Annotated in this window: 18 protein-coding genes; 15 read left to right on the top strand and 3 right to left on the bottom strand. The window is 48.5% G+C overall.

Going from position 1 to position 17,410, the window contains the following annotated elements; genetic code table 11:
* Positions 1-10: 10 nt before the first annotated feature.
* Positions 11-1,045 carry a formylglycine-generating enzyme family protein gene (locus tag MKY42_RS09090; RefSeq protein WP_090895017.1) on the top strand — a complete coding sequence of 345 codons (1,035 nt, stop codon included), beginning with the start codon at positions 11-13 and terminating at the stop codon, positions 1,043-1,045.
* Positions 1,046-1,080: 35 nt separating this feature from the next.
* Here the strand turns inward: MKY42_RS09090 and MKY42_RS09095 are convergent, their stop codons facing one another.
* From MKY42_RS09095 to MKY42_RS09105, 3 genes are all read right to left on the bottom strand, one after another.
* Positions 1,081-2,187, bottom strand: a complete 1,107-nt coding sequence (locus MKY42_RS09095; RefSeq protein WP_090895019.1) for an MFS transporter — start codon at positions 2,185-2,187, stop codon at positions 1,081-1,083.
* Positions 2,188-2,275: 88 nt separating this feature from the next.
* Entirely contained in the window at positions 2,276-2,806 is a 531-nt protein-coding gene (locus MKY42_RS09100) for a TetR/AcrR family transcriptional regulator (RefSeq protein ID WP_090895021.1), read from the bottom strand.
* A gap of 76 nt (positions 2,807-2,882) precedes the next feature.
* On the bottom strand, positions 2,883-3,653 hold the full coding sequence (locus tag MKY42_RS09105) for a DeoR/GlpR family DNA-binding transcription regulator (protein WP_090895024.1): 771 nt from the start codon (positions 3,651-3,653) through the stop codon (positions 2,883-2,885).
* A 262-nt stretch (positions 3,654-3,915) separates the two neighbouring features.
* Here MKY42_RS09105 and MKY42_RS09110 point away from each other — a divergent pair, with 262 nt between their 5' ends.
* The 14 genes from MKY42_RS09110 to MKY42_RS09175 all read left to right on the top strand — a co-directional run bounded on the left by MKY42_RS09110 (position 3,916) and on the right by MKY42_RS09175 (position 17,372).
* Positions 3,916-4,881 (top strand): metallophosphoesterase family protein, encoded by a 966-nt coding sequence (locus MKY42_RS09110; protein WP_339850548.1) that lies wholly within the window; start codon positions 3,916-3,918, stop codon positions 4,879-4,881.
* 42 nt (positions 4,882-4,923) lie between these two features.
* On the top strand, positions 4,924-5,781 hold the full coding sequence (locus MKY42_RS09115) for an EamA family transporter (protein ID WP_339850550.1): 858 nt from the start codon (positions 4,924-4,926) through the stop codon (positions 5,779-5,781).
* A 78-nt stretch (positions 5,782-5,859) separates the two neighbouring features.
* A complete protein-coding gene (locus MKY42_RS09120; RefSeq protein WP_090902025.1) occupies positions 5,860-6,741 on the top strand; it encodes a glycoside hydrolase family 43 protein in 882 nt (293 codons plus the stop codon).
* A gap of 259 nt (positions 6,742-7,000) precedes the next feature.
* Positions 7,001-7,552, top strand: a complete 552-nt coding sequence (locus tag MKY42_RS09125) for a nucleotidyltransferase family protein (protein ID WP_306459223.1) — start codon at positions 7,001-7,003, stop codon at positions 7,550-7,552.
* Between the two features lie 52 nt (positions 7,553-7,604).
* Positions 7,605-8,351 carry a YdcF family protein gene (locus MKY42_RS09130; protein WP_339850552.1) on the top strand — a complete coding sequence of 249 codons (747 nt, stop codon included), beginning with the start codon at positions 7,605-7,607 and terminating at the stop codon, positions 8,349-8,351.
* A gap of 683 nt (positions 8,352-9,034) precedes the next feature.
* Positions 9,035-9,556 carry a DUF4937 domain-containing protein gene (locus MKY42_RS09135; protein ID WP_090895034.1) on the top strand — a complete coding sequence of 174 codons (522 nt, stop codon included), beginning with the start codon at positions 9,035-9,037 and terminating at the stop codon, positions 9,554-9,556.
* An 18-nt stretch (positions 9,557-9,574) separates the two neighbouring features.
* On the top strand, positions 9,575-10,132 hold the full coding sequence (locus MKY42_RS09140; protein WP_090895036.1) for a DJ-1/PfpI family protein: 558 nt from the start codon (positions 9,575-9,577) through the stop codon (positions 10,130-10,132).
* Positions 10,133-10,190: 58 nt separating this feature from the next.
* Positions 10,191-10,694 (top strand): hypothetical protein, encoded by a 504-nt coding sequence (locus tag MKY42_RS09145; RefSeq protein WP_339850558.1) that lies wholly within the window; start codon positions 10,191-10,193, stop codon positions 10,692-10,694.
* A gap of 81 nt (positions 10,695-10,775) precedes the next feature.
* Positions 10,776-11,657 (top strand): TIGR01777 family oxidoreductase, encoded by an 882-nt coding sequence (locus MKY42_RS09150; RefSeq protein WP_339850560.1) that lies wholly within the window; start codon positions 10,776-10,778, stop codon positions 11,655-11,657.
* A 263-nt stretch (positions 11,658-11,920) separates the two neighbouring features.
* Positions 11,921-12,922 (top strand): beta-ketoacyl-ACP synthase III, encoded by a 1,002-nt coding sequence (locus MKY42_RS09155; RefSeq protein WP_339850562.1) that lies wholly within the window; start codon positions 11,921-11,923, stop codon positions 12,920-12,922.
* Positions 12,912-14,213 (top strand): ATP-grasp domain-containing protein, encoded by a 1,302-nt coding sequence (locus tag MKY42_RS09160; RefSeq protein ID WP_090895046.1) that lies wholly within the window; start codon positions 12,912-12,914, stop codon positions 14,211-14,213. Before MKY42_RS09155 ends, MKY42_RS09160 begins: the two co-directional genes overlap by 11 nt.
* Positions 14,210-15,205, top strand: coding sequence for an SDR family NAD(P)-dependent oxidoreductase (locus tag MKY42_RS09165; protein WP_179265347.1), 996 nt, complete (start codon positions 14,210-14,212; stop codon positions 15,203-15,205). Before MKY42_RS09160 ends, MKY42_RS09165 begins: the two co-directional genes overlap by 4 nt.
* Positions 15,199-16,059 (top strand): MBL fold metallo-hydrolase, encoded by an 861-nt coding sequence (locus MKY42_RS09170; protein ID WP_090895050.1) that lies wholly within the window; start codon positions 15,199-15,201, stop codon positions 16,057-16,059. The genes MKY42_RS09165 and MKY42_RS09170 overlap by 7 nt, the downstream gene beginning before the upstream one ends.
* Complete coding sequence (locus tag MKY42_RS09175) at positions 16,056-17,372, top strand: F390 synthetase-related protein (protein ID WP_339850565.1); 1,317 nt, start codon at positions 16,056-16,058, stop codon at positions 17,370-17,372. The genes MKY42_RS09170 and MKY42_RS09175 overlap by 4 nt, the downstream gene beginning before the upstream one ends.
* Positions 17,373-17,410 lie beyond the last annotated feature (38 nt).

A 17,410-nucleotide genomic window follows, 5' to 3' on the forward strand; every position in this document is an offset into this window, starting at 1 on the left:
TGCTTCCCAGATGCATGATCAGCTGCCAAAGAAATCTTCTTCCTGCTGCTGCGCTGCAAGTCGGGGCGGCAAGCTGGAGGAAAAGAGTCTGTCAGAGGAAACGGCTGCATCGGTAGAGGCTGTTGAAGACAAGCCATCCAGTCATACTAGTTATTCAGCTGACTTCACGATAGCTCTAACCGATAGAGCAGTGAAGAAAGAAAGCATTCGTATTGAAGGTGGACGTTTCCTGATGGGCACAAATGACCCCGAAGCTTTTGAAGCAGACGGGGAAGGCCCCGTCAGGGAAGTTCAGGTGAACTCCTTTTATCTTGATACCTGTACGGTAACCAATGCGGAGTTTGCACAGTTTGTACGTGAGACGGGGTATCGGACTGAGGCGGAGCGGTTTGGCTGGTCTTTTGTTTTTCATCTGTTCGTTTCTCCGCAAACGGCGGCTCAAGTTCGAACCGTTGTACAACAGACACCCTGGTGGTGGGTTGTTGAAGGTGCAGATTGGGCTCATCCCGAAGGACCCGAATCTCATGTGAATGATCGCTCTGATCATCCGGTTCTTCATATCTCATGGAATGATGCCAATGCGTATTGCCGCTGGGAGGGTAAACGTCTGCCCACAGAAGCCGAATGGGAATACGCAGCCCGGGGTGGCCTGATACAGAAAAAATATCCCTGGGGCGATACGTTAAGGCCGGATGGACAGCACAATTGCAACATCTGGCAGGGTGTATTTCCGACGAAAAATAATGCAGCCGACGGTTATGCAGGCACCGCTCCATCCCAATCGTTTCCACCCAATGCATACGGACTTTATAATATGTCAGGCAATGTATGGGAGTGGTGCGCTGACAACTACATTACGGATCATGAGAAGGCTGCGGCTGCTGACACGGAATTATCTCCTCATGAAGATCGCAAGGTGTTAAAAGGTGGTTCCTATCTATGCCACCGTTCCTACTGCAATCGCTATAGAGTGGCGGCGAGAATCCCCAACACGCCTGATACATCTACCGGGCATATCGGTTTCAGATGTGCAGCGGATGTATAGTCTATGGTCTGTTTGTTTGTAGAGTAAGGCTCGGGCTATTTCACCCGAATAAGTAATCCGAACAGACCCAGTACAGCAAAGGCCAGAAATGCTCTAGTGTTAGAGAACATCTCAATGGTGTAACCCGCTAACGATGAACCTATGAACTGTCCTGCACCAAGCGCGAGAAAAGCAAGGCTGATCCCAATGGACGTATTTGGACGAAATAGCCTGGTCGCCCACACGATGAATACACTGGTCAGGAAAATATAGGTACTGCCGAACATAACGGCTGAGACCAGGCTGGCGGCCATCGATGGAAGAAGGATCACGCCAAGTGAAACAGACAAGAGCAAAAGGCCTATCCGATAGGACCATCCAATTCCGATGCGTTCAATAATCCGGCCAGCACATCCGCCGAGAATCCCCATAATTCCCATCACAATCCAGAACAGTACGGCTTCCGAATCGGAGGCCCCTTTTTCGTCTGTGAGGAAGTTACGGGCAAAGGTCCAATAGATCGCAGAACTGATACCTGTCAGAAGGGAAGCCATGAGCAGAGCCACGCCGGGTCTGGTCGGCTTCATGCATGCCCAGAGGGACTTGGTACAAGGCTCTGTTTTGCGTGTGGAGAGAACGCGACTATTCCATAACACCACCACAATACCCAGAACAGCAAAGAAGATGTAGGTCAAACGCCAATACTCGGTGAACAGCCAGTAGATCGGACCGGATACGATAATGCCAAAGCTGGTACCTGTGTTAATCCAGCTATTCCCTCTGGCTTGCTGATCAGGCGCAAGCTCAGCATAGACGGTGTTACCCAATGCAGGAGAGGCCAAGCCTGTACTTAATCCGGCAAGAAAAACGCCGAGTGTGAGAACAAATGCATTTGGAGATAAGCCAATGCCCAATAAACCGAGCACAGCACTAATACCCGCGATTTGAATGACATGATAGTGCCCGATGCGATTAATTAACAGTGGAGCACTAAGTAGAGACAGGCAATAAGCAATGTAGGTTGCGGAATTAATTGCTCCGGATTGGGCATCGTCCAGTTGGAGTGCTTCCGAGATCTCCGGCATAAACAGCCCATAGCTGAATCTCCCGAATGCATAACATACAGCGATAAGGGCAATCCCTGGGAAAATAATTTTTTTCATCAAATCCACCGCCTTTTATATAGAACGATCATTATATTTTCTTTGAAATAAAAAAGTGAGTTGAACTACTAACTCACCCTGTGTGGGACTACTTGAAACTATTCTGCGTCATGTCAATGAGTTCCCGGCATACGTTATTTACATTTTCTGTCTCAGCGAGTGCAGTAGAACCCTCCAGCAGCAGGTTAAATTGCAACACTGCACGGTCGCTTGCGGCAGGATCAAGATTTTTGATCAAGGTCATCACATGTTTCTTATGCGCGTTGACAGTTTGTACGATGACGTTGTCTGGATCTCCGCCAAATTCCTCCTTGGCACGCAGAAACAGACATCCTCTTGACTCATGCTCCATCAACCAGCGTGCATGTCCTTCCGCCAGATTGAGGAATACGGGCTGCGCTTTGTTGTCGGCATACTGCCGCAGCTGCTCCAGATAGCGCTGTTCGCGCCGCCGAAGTACTTCAACGATGAGATCATCCTTGGAGTTGAAGTGATTATATAACGTCATGATGGCGATCCCGGCATCTGTGATGATTCGCTTCAAGCCGATAGAATGAAAGCCGTGCAGGTAGAATAATTCCTCAGCCACGTTCAACAGCATTTCCTTTTTACTGCTCATAAGAAGTAATACGCTCCTTTCAGAATGAGATAGAACGATCATTATACTTCTAAAATATAGAAAATGGCTCACATTGTCAAATGTTGTGAACCATTTCGATTTCCATTTGGTGGAGAGCATCTACCCATTCTGTGGGACATCCTGAATCTGTAATCACCATGGATATTTGATTAATAGGTGCAATCTGGGCGAAGGTGGAACGTCCAAACTTGGTATGATCCGCTACCAAAATGGCTTCCTCCGCACGCTCCATCATTTTGCGCGAGATGAGTGCCTCTTCGAGTACATAATCTGTGATCCCATCCGTTAACGAAACACCGCCTGCTGAGATGAACGCCTTGTTGACTTTGAATTGACTGAGCAATTCATGAGCAATGGGGCCAGTAGAGGCTTGTACGACCGGGGTGACTTCTCCTCCGGCGAAAATGATTTTGCCTGCAAATTCCTCCAGTGCACAGGTAAGAATGGGGACGGAGTTGGTTATGACGGTCACCTGAGACCGATGTCGCAGCTGTCGCATGATCTCCAGCGTTGTTGTGCCGTTGTCGAGCATTACGGTCTCTCCATCCTCAATCAGAGAGGCGGCTGCCACGCCAATGGCCTGCTTTTCGTTCAGTTGAAGCTGCGCACGCTTTTGAAAAGGGGCTTCGATCATGCCTGAACGTACACGTACAGCACCTCCGTATACTTTGCGCAATTCGCCTTCCTTTTCAAGTCGGTCCAGATCCCGCCGAATTGTCTCCGTGGATACCTGGAACAGATCCGCGAGAACCTGTACCTGAACCTTGCCCTGGGTAGCAAGCTGGATAAGAATGGTGTGTCTTCGTTCTTCATACGTTAAAGACATGGGTCGTGCCTCCTGAAGTTTCGATTCTAAGTTCTATTTAGTTTAGAGTTGTGAGATAGTGTGGATTGTTGTTGTTTTAATAGTTTAAGTTGGAGAGAAGACCTTGTCAATTTTGAAATGCTAACGAGGAGAATATTCTGTTCTTAATATGTATTGACAGTAATATGATGTGGCGATAAGATCATATAAAACAACGAAAAACCACAACAAACAACATTGAAATTTTAATCCATAGTACATGGATCATCAGGGAGGAAAAAGGGTGAAACGTCAGCTTGCTTTTCAACAAAATGGGACATTCAAAATCGTGCAGTTTACAGATCTACACTGGAAGGACGGGCGACCTGAAGATCTTCGGACCCGGCAATTGATGAAAACGGTCATTGAAGCGGAACAGCCTGATCTGGTTGTATTTACAGGCGATGTCATCTACACGGGACCGGTTGATCCTGGCAATAAGGAATGTGAACACCCGCAGCAGGTATTCCGGGATGCCGTGTCGGTAGTGGAAGAGCGTGGTATTCCGTGGGCTTTTGTGTATGGCAACCATGATACAGAGAATCGGATTACCCCCGATGGATTAATGGATGTGATTCAGGAGCATGCGCATACCGTGACGGAATCGGGACCGCGTGAGATTGCGGGACTAGGCAATTACACATTGGAGATTGCCGGAGCGGATGGCCGTCCGGCAGCAGTGTTGTATTTACTCGATTCAGGGAGCTATTCCCGGTTCGAGTCCGTTCCCGGTTATGGCTGGATTCAGCCCAATCAGATCCAGTGGCTGATGTCTGAATCCACACGCGTCAATCCCGGCCGCAGCCGCGGGGAGAAGCTCCCAGCCCTGGCGTTTTTCCATATCCCGATTCCTGAATATCAGTCCATGTGGGACACACAGATCTGTTATGGCAGCAAGTACGAGCCTGTCTGCTCTGCTCAAGTGAACTCGGGTCTGTTCTCTGCACTGCTGGAGATGGGCGATGTGATGGGGACCTTTTGCGGACATGATCATGTGAATGATTTTCAGGGGACTTACCACGGCATTCGACTCTGCTACGGGCGTTCGAGTGGACACAGTACATATGGAAGGGAAGGCATGCTGCGCGGAGGACGGGTCATTCAATTGCAGGCGGGACAACGAGGCTTTGATACCTGGCTTCGTCTGGAAGACGGATCGGTCGTGAAGGAACAGTCAGAACATCAACCTGAGAGCACTTCGGCACATTAGAGAATATAGAAGAGCAAGGCATTAGAGAGGAACGTTTGAATTATGATTTTACCTATAGTTCTGGTGCTCGCTTCCGGGATGGCTCACGCTGTCTGGAGTATGTTCACCAAACGCAGCTTAAACAAAAGTGTGTTTTTATGGTCCATCATGATGATTCCGACCGTAATACTGCTGCCTGTGCTCATCGTGGAGTTGGTACGGGAACCATTATCCATGTCAGCCTATGCGCTGCTTGTGTTATCGATGGCACTGCAAGCCTTGTATTCCTGGCTGCTGTCGCAGACGTATGAATTGGGCGATTTGTCGCAGATTTATCCGATTATGCGGGGAACGAGCACCTTGCTGGTGCCATTGATCGGTGTTGCTTTTCTGGGGGAAACGTTATCCATGTTTGGCTGGCTTGGTATTGCCTGCATGATTGCAGGATTTACGGTGCTGAGTGGTGTGGGAAGCAGAGACGGCAAATCTGGCTCAAGGGTAATAGGATCTAAGCCGGTTCTGATGGCCTTATGTGTCGGGTTATGTACAACCAGTTATGTGTTCGTGGACAAATTAAATCTAGAGCATATTTCACCCCTGTCGTTACTTGAAGTGACGAACATTGGCTTTGTTGCCGGATTGACTCCGGCTCTGCTCGCTTCCCGCCAACTGCGTCAGGAGTGGCAGAAGAATCGATCAACCATTATGCTTGGAGCACTGCTGAATCCGGGCTCGTACTTGTTGTTCCTGTTCGCATTGCAGCAGGCGCCAATGGCCAGACTCGGCCCGCTTCGGGAAGTAGGAACCGTATTTGCGGCCTTCCTCGGTATTTTGTTACTAAAAGAACAGCAGGGGAAGAAGCGGATTCTCTGTTCCATCGTTATTTTTGGCGGCATATTGCTGATTGGCATGTGGGGTTAATGGAATTCCAGTATTTGGAGATATGGTGTATACTCATGGTTAATGAACCGCTTTCATGAGGAGGATGAGCCATTGAACGTGCACCGTTTGGAAGATATTCATTTTCGTGATCCCTACATACTGGCTATACCATCGCGCAAGAAATATTATTTATACGGCTCTATCGGTCAAAATGTGTGGAATGGCCCAGCCATCGGTTTTGATGTCTATGAGAGTGAAGACCTGATCCATTGGAGTGGTCCTTCCCCCTGCTTCCGTGCACCTGCGGACTTCTGGTCCGATCACCACTATTGGGCCCCGGAAGTCTATGAATGGGAAGGTCGCTTTTATATGTTTGCCAGCTTCAAGGCGGAAGGTGTTCCGCGGGTAACAGGTGTGTTGGTGGCTGATCAGCCGGAAGGACCTTTTGAATTGTGGTGTCGCTCCCTGACGCCTCCCGATTGGGAATGCCTGGACGGTACATTGTATGTGGACGATCAGGGTGATCCATGGATGATCTTTTGCAAAGAATGGGTGCAGGTGGAGGATGGGGAGATGTACGCGGTACGTCTGAAGCCCGATCTGAAAGGAACGATAGGCAAACCTGATCTGTTATTCAAAGCTTCCGAAGCGTCATGGTCTGTCGGAGGTGGAGAACAGCGAAACCGTTATGTCACGGATGGTCCGTTTCTATATCGCATGCAAAATGATGAACTCGTCATGATGTGGTCCACATCCGGTCAAGACGGTTATACAATGGGGCTGGCCCGCTCGCTGTCCGGCAGACCGCAAGGTCCATGGAAGCAGGATGACAGGCCGTTGTTCGCCAATAATGGAGGACACGGGATGTTGTTTCGAACGTTCGAAGGACAACTGTGCCTCACCATTCACGCTCCGAACAATCATCCGAATGAACGACCCGTTATTTTCCGAATGCAGGAGAAGAACGGACAACTGACGCTTATGGATAATCCAATGTAAATGCTGAAAATGCAGATCACGTATTCGGAAAAGGCACTGTTCTAATCACTTAATTAACTCTTCAATTCATCCCCTCAGGGTAAATGATCTTAAGGAACATCTGTTCAAGATGAGCTTAGGATGACTGCCCGAGGGGATTTGTTTATTTTATCGCAGGTACTCAAACATGATATATTGGAAGGAACAACGTGTCGATAATGTAAAAGGGAGTAATGATAGCTCTACAATGAAATGAACAGAGTGATGGGGAGAGACTTATATGCTGCATGAGGAAAAGTTGATCCAGGCGATTACGGAGCATGAACCATTAATGCACGACCTGCGGCGGGTTCGCAGTCTGGATTTGCCTCAGTGTTACATAGGTGCGGGGTATATTCGCAATTATATCTGGGATGTGCTTCATGGCTATCCTCTACGCGAACTGCACAGCGATATTGATGTGGTTTACTACGATACGAAAGACATACGTGAGAAAAGGGACTTGCTGCTGGAACAAGGGCTTCGCGAGCAAACAGGCAATTCCAAGTGGTCGGTGAAAAATCAGGCGAGGATGCATCTGCGCAATGGAAATAAGCCCTATCAATCCACAGAAGACGCTCTTCGATATTGGCCAGAAATCGTCACAGCCATAGGTGTGAGGTTAGATGAACAGGGTCAGGTGCGTATCTGTGCCCCGCATGGGCTGGAGGATCTGTATGCGTTAATCGTACGCCAAAGTCCGTTTTTCTCGGATGCAGACTACTATAATCAGCGTGTAAAAAAGAAATGCTGGCAACAACAGTGGCCCAAGCTCACGATCATAAAATCCTGAATCAAGGGCATATGACGGAAGTGAAGGCCCAAGAAGGAGTGTTACTGGATTTATGAAAAAGTTTATACGAGAAAAAGGCCTAATCCTTGATCTTATTTTCATTGCATGTTTTGTGTTCTTTCTGGTCTTCTGGGGCTGGAACTTCGCAGTGAAGTTTTATGGCATGATCACTGTAGTCTTTATCGTGTTAAGGCGGATTGATTATCAAAAGCATATTCTCCTAAAACGCATTCTGCTTACCGGCTTCGGGATCGTTGCGGTTTCATTCGTCATTATCGAAGCCCTTGTGTTTACTCAGCTTAACGCGAATGATCCGGAAGAAGCGGACTATGTCATCATTCTCGGCTCAGGCATCAAAGGAACGGAATTGACATTGACTTTGAAACAAAGGCTGGATGCCAGTCTGGACTATATCCGCAGTCATCCTCAGACGCCAGTGATTGTATCCGGCGGGCAGGGGCCGGGGGAATCCATTCCGGAAGCCCTTGCCATGAAAAATTACCTTGTTGATCAGGGGATCAGCCCCACACAAGTCATTATGGAAGATCGATCGACAAGCACTCAGGAGAATATGGCTTTTTCCAAAAAAATCATTGATGCATCCGGGCTGGAGCATCCCGAGATCATGATTGTCACAAGTGATTACCATATGTTCAGATCCAAGTATCTGGCCGCCAAGAACGGGTACGCTGCCGAATACGGCATCTCGGCTCCTTCACCGGGTTATCTGAAACCGATCAATATGATCCGGGAGTATTTTGGGACAATCAAAGCATTACTCTATCTGTTAACGCGATAAACCCGAGAAGGTTTTTAAGTTTACGACGTATAAATTAAAATAGGCAATGCCTCACTCTTAAACGAGTGGAGCATTGCTTTTTTTGTTATCTAATATCTTTACATTCTGAAAAGTATGGAAAGGAAAATATGAGGGTAACTGCGATCGAAAAATGATTTGAGGGCAAAATATTCATTGTAAGATCTTCGTTCAACTTCCGCTTCGTCGAAATCGTGGACGTCCCTCTCCCTATCGGTTGAAGCAGAGGGTGGAGCGCTTAACGAACCTGAGACGTGTTATTAAGGGGGGGGGGAAAGTATTCTGAGAAGGCTAAGGAATCTGAGACAAGCTATATCGGAATTTAGGGCTGTTATAGCGTTTTTTTAGGGCATTTTTAGGAAATAACACGCCTGAGGTTCCTTACGATTGTAAAAGAGGGTTTAGAGGCCAAATAAGACGTCTTATGTTCCTTAGGAAAAGAAAATGCTTACACATCTTAAATAATCTTTAATAATCCTACATATTATGTTTGCTTACTGATCATTTATAATGTGCTTACATGCAGACAGCCACCGACGCCAAGTAGCGTAAAGGGCTGTCTTTTTGTGGTGAAAAATACCAATATTCTGAAAGGATCTTGTACAATGAGATGGTTGGAAGACTGAAATAGAATTGGGTGGTGACTTGAAAGAGAGGGTGTTACGATGCTATTTAAGATCATTTGGTGTGAAGTAGAAGAGCAGCATCAAAAAGCATTTTATTCGGCGCAATCCAAGTGGGGGGAACTAATCAAGGCACCGGGTTTTGTGATGCAACGAGGTGGCTGGAATCTGTTGAACCCCCGGCAAGCTGTAATCCTGGCGATATGGGGCACCAAAACTGCTTATGACGAATTCATGAGGTCGACTCATGATCAGCTGATAAGCAACAACCGTCAGATAGATACATACACGTCTATCAGCGTTTGTTTGTACTCTGCTAACGTAAATAATATGTTTGTCTCTCAGGCAGAAGCATCACATCAATTCTACGTTTATAAATGCACAGAATCCGGGACTTTGTTAGATGCTACAATACCTGATGGGCTTTTATTACAACCGTATGATCCAGACGCATCCATGAGTTTTGTCGGATGGAAACCACTGGACGGTGTGCCTGATGGGATGCAGTGGGAGGCAGGCTTTACAACAATTACGGACTGGAATGTATCAAGAGTAGAACCATAAGGAAGGAGGTAGTTAAATTTGAAAACATACATATTATTATTTGAAGGATACGTATCCTTTGAGATTATGTTAGCCAGCTATTTTATGAAAACGCAAGGAGACATCATAACGGTGGCGTTGGAAAAGGGACCGTTACAGTCATATGAGGGATTTTCAGTTAATCCCTCTGCTCTACTAAATGAGATTAATCCGTCCGAAGTGGACCTTTTCATCATTCCCGGAGGAGATGTTACGGCAATGCTGCAACGTCCGGACTTGATGTACTTCATCAAAGAACTTCATGAGCGCAAGACGCCCATTGCAGCCATCTGTGCAGGAACATTATTGTTCGGTCAAGCGCAAATATTGGACAGCAGATCATTTACGACTAATGCTGAATCCGAGATGAGAGCAGTCACGGGCCAAGGGCAATATGTGAATGAAGGCGTTGTTGTTGATGGACATATCATTACAGCCAAGGCGAGTGCTTATGTGGATTTTGGAATCGAAATCGGTAAAGTGATGAATATCTATTCAGATGCTGAAGATCTGGAAGAAACGATTCAAGTGTTCAAATATTTCAACGCCAAATCATGATATAATATACGTCATTAATAGAAGAACGATGTAGGAGTGAATGATCATTACAGCATATATGTTACCTGCTCTCTATGAGCAAAAGAAAGTTTCAGCGCATGACATGGAAGGGATTGTACGTCTGTTGGCACACGCACCATTACTATATGATGACGGGCGGACAATTCAAGTTCAGGACTTCATGGAAGGGTTGGAGATTGAGCTTGAGCATGAGGTGCGGCGCGCTGTCATTGAGTTGTATGAACTGGCTGTGCAAGCTTGTCGTCCCTTCTCCGAGTCATCTGCTTATGAGCAGCTTCAGGATGCACTTGGATTACAGGCCGAACTATGGCAGGCAGAAGTGCTGACGCTTGCCGAATGGATGGAATGGTTGAAGCAGCTCGGTAAAGGTCATAGAAAATTGCCTGATTACAATTTTACAGCCATGCTGGGGAATTTGCCTGAAGGGTTCATGATTCATGATTTCCATGATGAGCTCATGTATCAGTTGGAGCAAAACCCATCGAATGCATGGGCGATCGAAGAACGCAATCGCTTATACGCAGCCTTGGGCGCAATTTAAAATCAAACAAAACGGTCGCAGATGGTGTTAGTCCTATATAGCGTACTTGCTTTACCCAGTATGGGGAAATGAGGGGATACCGTGAAAAAGGTTGTGTTGGCGGGTGGAACAGGGTTTGTAGGTCAGGATTTTGCCCAAAGATTCAAGGAGCTTGGGTATGAGGTGCTCATTATCTCACGCCAGCCCGGTCATATTGCCTGGGAGAACCAGGCTGGAATTATACAGGCACTTGAAGGTGCAGAATTGCTGATTAACCTGGCCGGAAAATCCGTAAACTGCCGTTACACGGACGAGAACCGCAAAATCATTCTGGAATCCAGAACACGCACAACCCGCATTTTGGGCGAGTCTGTTCTGGCGTGCAGCAATCCTCCTGAACTATGGATTAATTCAAGCACGGCCACCATATATAGACATGCAGAAGATCGCCCCATGACGGAGGAAGAGGGCGAGATTGGCTCCGGATTCTCGGTAGATGTCGCCAAGGCGTGGGAAAAGGCTTTTTTTGAATTCAGTCTGCCGTCTACACGTCAGATTGCATTACGGATTGCCATTGTGCTGGGAGAAGGTGGCGTCATGGAGCCACTCACCAATCTGGTCCGCTTTGGGCTGGGTGGATCACAAGGGCCTGGAACCCAGCAGTTTAGCTGGATTCATATAGAAGATTTGTTCCGCATGGTGATCTATGTTCAGCAGCATCCGCAGCTGGAGGGTGTATTTAATGCGTCCTCTCCGCATCCTGTTACGAATCGCCAGCTTATGGAGAGTCTGCGGCGGCAGATGGGAGTTCGGATTGGACTTCCTTCACCTCGCTGGATGCTGGAACTGGGAGCGCGATTCATTCGGACCGAAACAGAACTGGTTCTCAAAAGTCGCTGGGTGATTCCCGAAAGGCTGGAAAGAGAAGGATTTACATTCAAATATGATACGCTCGATCTTGCACTGGCCGAGATTTTGAAGTAAGGAAATGAATCAACGTGATTGAATAAAAAAGATAACACATCGGAGGGGCAGAGATATCTGCCCTTCTGCTGTATTTTCTGCACTTCGTCATGGCGTTTAGGCAGGCGGGGTGAAGTGTAATTTTCATTTAGATATGTTCGACTAAACATTCACTGGATAACAGCGATCGGAAGGTTGTTCTGTCATCGGAGTTTTAATGTAAGTAAATATTCATTAGTTGTACTTATATCGATCAGTCAGAAGAAGAGAAAGAGGTAGGTCATATGCAGCTTAGAAGAGTGAGAATTGTGGGAACAGGCAAGTACTTGCCTGAACAGGAAGTAACCGACGAGGAGTTGGATCACCGTTTGCAGGTGCCTGCGGGCTGGGTCAGCAAAGCAACAGGTGTAGGTGTTCGCCATTACGCTTCGGGGGGAGAGACCTCTTCCTTCATGGGAGCGAGGGCTGCTGAAGCCGCACTTGCCGATGCGGGATTGACGTTCGCAGATATAGACTGTCTGGTGTGCACGAGCGGTACGAAGGAACAACCCTTACCCAGTACGGCGGTATTCATTCAGCAGGCGATGGGGCAGCAGGATTCAGGGGTACCGGCTTTTGACATGGATGCGACCTGCTTAAGTTTTCTGAACGGGTTGGATGTTATCTCCTATATGGTGGATGCCGGGCGTTATAAAAGGGTGCTGCTTGTAGCTACGGAGATCGCTTCGAAGGGATTGAATTGGTCGAACAAGGAAAGTGCTGCCCTGTTCGGTGATGGGGCGGCTGCTGTCATTATTGAACGATCCGCTGAGGGAGAGTCTTCGCAGATTGTACATGCTTCGCTGAAAACGTACAGCCGCGGCGCACGCTTCTCGGAAATTGCCGGTGGAGGCACTCGTCTACCTGCCTCGACTTATAGGGAAGATCAGCCGGAGCCCTATCTTTTTCATATGGATGGACAGGCCATCTTCCGTATGGCTTCCAGGTTATTGCCAGCATTTATGGACGATATGTTGCAGGCAACCGGTAATCAGATGAAGGATTTTCAATTGGTGATTCCGCATCAGGGAAGTGCCATGGCGATGAGGCTGATCCGCAAGAAGCTGGGAATCGAAGAGGACCGTTTTATGGACATTACACGAAATCACGGCAATACCATTGCCGCTTCCATTCCAATGGGGCTGCATGAAGCGATCAAGCAGCAGCGCATTCAGAGGGGAGATCGGGTGCTAATGATCGGTACAGCCGCCGGATTATCACTGGGAGGACTTATTTTTGACTACTAGATTCACGAAGAATGGACATCAATCATCCACGTCCTTAAATGTGCTGCTCACAGGCGGCCGGGCTCCGGTAACCCTTGATCTGGCGCGTATGCTTCATCGTGCGGGTCACCGGGTTTACGTCGCGGAGAGCGTGGTGCGTCATTTGTGCAGATTGTCCAGTGCGGTGGAGCAATGCTTCATGGTTCCATCTCCACGTCATGACACAGAGAATTACTTGTTAGAGATGGAGAGTCTGGTTCAAGCCTGGCAGATCGACTTGTTGATTCCGATGTGTGAAGAAGTTTTTTATATTGCTCAAGGAGCAGAGCGGCTGCGTGATCACTGCCGTGTACTTGTTTCGCCTATAGAGCAGCTGCATGAATTGCATCATAAATATCACTTTATCCAGCTTGCAGAGTCGCTTGGCCTTTCGGTTCCAGATACCCGTCTAATCAACAGTCGGCAGGAATGGATGGAAGCGCAGGCTGATCTGGAAATAGAGGGGGAATGGGTATGGAAGCCCGTATATTCCCGTTTTGCTGCCAGAGTTCGTATGCCGATATCCTCCACAGCAGACTTTGATGGAGGCGCACCTGAACCTGATCAGAAGATATACGCGGGTAAAATGAAGCAGCACCGTTTACAGAATGATCCTCCTGGTGACATGGAAATATCCTCGGCTTCCCCTTGGGTAGCGCAGGCTTATGTTGCCGGGCAAATGTTATGTACATACAGCGTAGCTTATGAAGGGAAAATCGTTGCACATACGACCTACGACAGTCGCTATCGAACGGGCAGCGTAGGGGCGAGTGTTTTTTTTGAACATGTGGAACATGAAGGGATTTACGAGTGGGTAAGGCAATTTGTACAGGCGACAGGGTTTAGCGGGCAGATTGGTTTTGATTTTATTGAAACAGAGGACGGACAAGTGTATGCCATTGAGTGTAATCCGAGGGCGACCAGTGGAATCCATCTGTTTCACCCTGGTGATGGTTTGGTACGTGCTTTAATTGCACCTGAAGAACTGGTGAAAGCAGCAAAGGTAATCGTCCCTAAGCAAGGAAGCAAAGCGATGTTGATGTTTCCGATGCTGGGAAGTGGATTGCAGCAGCTCTGGGGGAAGGGCAGCCTGCGGACTTGGATGACAGCTTGGCGGGGAACGAGGGATGTGGTGTATATGAGACACGATGTGAAACCTTTGTTTGAGCAATTTGCAATTGTACTATCCGCCTGGCGGCTGGCAAGGGAACATAAGTTTTCGCTGACTGAAGCTTTGACTCACGACATAGAATGGAACGGTGAACAACGATGAATAGAGCATTGGTTACAGGAGCAACCGGATGTCTGGGCAGGCATCTGGCGATACGGCTTGCAGAGCAAGGCTGGCAAGTTACTGGTATGGGACGCCAGCAAAGGCACGGTGCACAGCTTGAGGCAGCAGGCATTCGCTTTTATAACGGAGATATACGAGATCAGGCGGCGGTGAATGAGGTCTGTTCGGGTCAGGATGTTGTGTTTCACTGTGCGGCGTTATCGTCGCCATGGGGCAAATACCGGGATTTTTACAGCAGTAATGTGGAGGGGACACAGCATTTGGTGGACCGTTGCATGAAAGGTGGCGTACAGCGCTTCATTCATGTATCAACACCGAGCTTATATTTTAACTACAGTCCGCGATATGACATACATGAGAATGACCCCTTGCCATCCAAACCAGCCAATCATTACGCTGCCACCAAGCGGCTTGCTGAGCAAGTGGTTTTGAAGGCTCATGCTAATGGACTTCCATCGATCATGATTCGTCCGAGAGCCATTTTTGGCCCGTATGACCAGACCCTTTTTCCCAGAATCGTTGCAGCAAATGCAAAATCGGGTGTACCTATGATCGGAGGCGGACAGGCACTTATTGACCTGACTTGTGTGGATAACGTGGTGGATGCGCTGTTGTTATGCCGGGATGCCAAGACAGAAGCGCTGGGTCGTGCCTATAATATTTCCAATGGGGATCCGAGACCGTTCCAGGATTTGGTGAGTACGTTGTTTGGCATGCTGGAAATGCCTTTACGCCGTCGAAACATTCCCTACAGAGCAGCATACGGAGCAGCCGGAGTGCTGGAACGTGTACATCGCTTGATTCCTGCGTTAGGAGAACCTCAATTGACTCGGTATACGGTTGGTTCGTTATCTATCCCGCAGACGCTGGATATTACGGATGCCCGCGAGAAGCTGGGGTATGTGCCTCGGTTGACCATTGATGAGGGGTTACAACAATTTGCAGACTGGTGGAGGGCTGAATCATGCTGACAACAACCTCGGTAAAACTTCATCTGGGCGCAGCAGGTTACTGCACACATCCGGAGTTTCTGACGCTGCGTGGTGGAAGTTTGCGTCCGGTGGCCTTTCCGGCCGGCTTTGCGTGCATCATTCATCCTGTACATGGTCCGATTCTGCTGGACACGGGATATAGCTCCCGTTTTTTCAAGGAAACCGCTCATTTGCCAAACGCGCTGTATCGTCACATTACACCTGTGGTCTATCGTGAAGAAGACAGTGCGGTACATTTTCTGGCCCGTATAGGGCTGAAAGCTTCGGATATTCGGTACATCATCCTCTCGCACTTTCATGGTGATCATATTGCAGGTGTGCGGGATTTTCCACAGGCGCAATTGATCTACCTGCCAAGAGCCTATGACGCCGTGCGTTTACTTGGCCCCATTGCGGCTGTAAAGGCAGGCTTTCTGTCCGGGCTGCTGCCAGAGGACTTTGATGCGCGATCATTACCTGTTACGAAGCAGCCAGAGCGATGGGTGAGAGCGGGTGAGGATTTTCCTTTTCCCGAGGTATACGATATTTTCGGTGATGGCAGTCTGCTGGGTGTTGACGTATCGGGTCATGCGGAAGGCATGATGGGAATTTTGCTCAGTACCGAGTCGCATGATTATTTTCTGTGCGCGGACGCCGTGTGGTCGAGTCGTGCTTTTCAGGAAAAACGCAGACCTCACGCACTCGCTGGAATCATTATGTCGGATCGTCAGGTGTATCGAAGAAATTTTGACAGACTGGTTCAGTTGCATCAGCAGTTTCCGGAGATACGGATTGTGCCCAGTCATTGCCGTGAAGCGCTGAATGCTTGGGGTATAGGGGCTGAGGATGTATGAGTAATACAATGCGTATTGTCTATCATTATGCACTTGCACGGGGATTGAGAAAATGGAAAACACGAACGCAGCTTGAACGCTGGCAGGAACGCCAGATCATTCGGCAAGTGGAGCGGGTTCGTAAAAAGTCGCCTTTTTACCGGGAGTGGTGGGGTGACGTGGATGCATCCAACTGGAGAAGCTTTCCGCTAATTGATAAAACGATCATGATGCAGCATTTCGATCGGCTCAACACGGTTGGCATCTCCAAGGACGAAGCGATGGCTCTCGCCGGGCAAAGCGAGGAAACGCGTGATTTCAAGCCATCCGTTCAGGGTGTGACGGTAGGATTGTCCTCAGGCACATCGGGCAACCGGGGGTTGTTTCTGGTGAGTGATCAGGAGCAGGATGTGTGGACAGGGACTGTGCTGGCCAAGCTCCTGCCTGGCGGACTGTGGAAGCCTGCCAAAATCGCCTTTTTTCTCCGGGCCAACAGTAATCTGTATGAATCGGTGCAGCGGGGGAAGCTGCAATTTCAATATTTTGATCTGTTAGAGCGTGTCGATACTTTGGTTAAACGTATGGAAACATACCGACCTACCGTATGGGTAGCGCCGCCCTCCATGCTGAGAATGCTGGCTGACGCTTATACGTCTGGCACATTGACCACTGTACCGGACAAAATCATTTCGGTTGCTGAAGTGCTGGACCCGCTGGATCACAAGGTGCTGGAGCATGTTTTTGGACAAACGATTCATCAGGTGTACCAGTGCACGGAAGGATTTCTGGGCGCAACCTGTAGCTTCGGTACGTTGCATTTGAATGAAGATATCGTTCATATTGAAAAAGAGTTCATTGATCCCGCGACCCGGAGGTTCGTGCCTGTGATTACGGACTTCTCCAGAACCTCACAGCCGATAATCCGGTACCGGCTGAACGACATTCTGACCGAGGCAGCGGTTCCTTGTGCCTGTGGTTCTCCATTCACTGCCATTGAGCGGATCGAAGGTCGCTGTGATGACACGCTTTATTTTCCACATCGACAAACGGGCGAAGCCGTACCTGTATTTCCGGATTTTGTTACGCGTGCGGTGATTGCGGCCTCTCCGGCTATTAATCATTATCGGGTCGTACAGCGAGCGAGCGGGATGTTGGAAGTATCGCTTCGGCTTGCGGTAGAAGAAGGAATGCAGCAGGTTGAAGCAAGTGTGCAACGGGAGCTGATGAAGCTTGGAGAGCGGCTGGAATGCAGCGTACCCGAGATCGGATTCGTTCCTTATACGTTTGAACCAGGAATAACGAAGCTGCGCCGAGTGGAGAGACAGCACACTTGAATGAAGCGTATGTGGATAGTGGTAACGAAAATAAATCC

It is taken from the genome of Paenibacillus sp. FSL W7-1088 (genome assembly GCF_037969855.1).
GTDB lineage: Bacteria > Bacillota > Bacilli > Paenibacillales > Paenibacillaceae > Paenibacillus.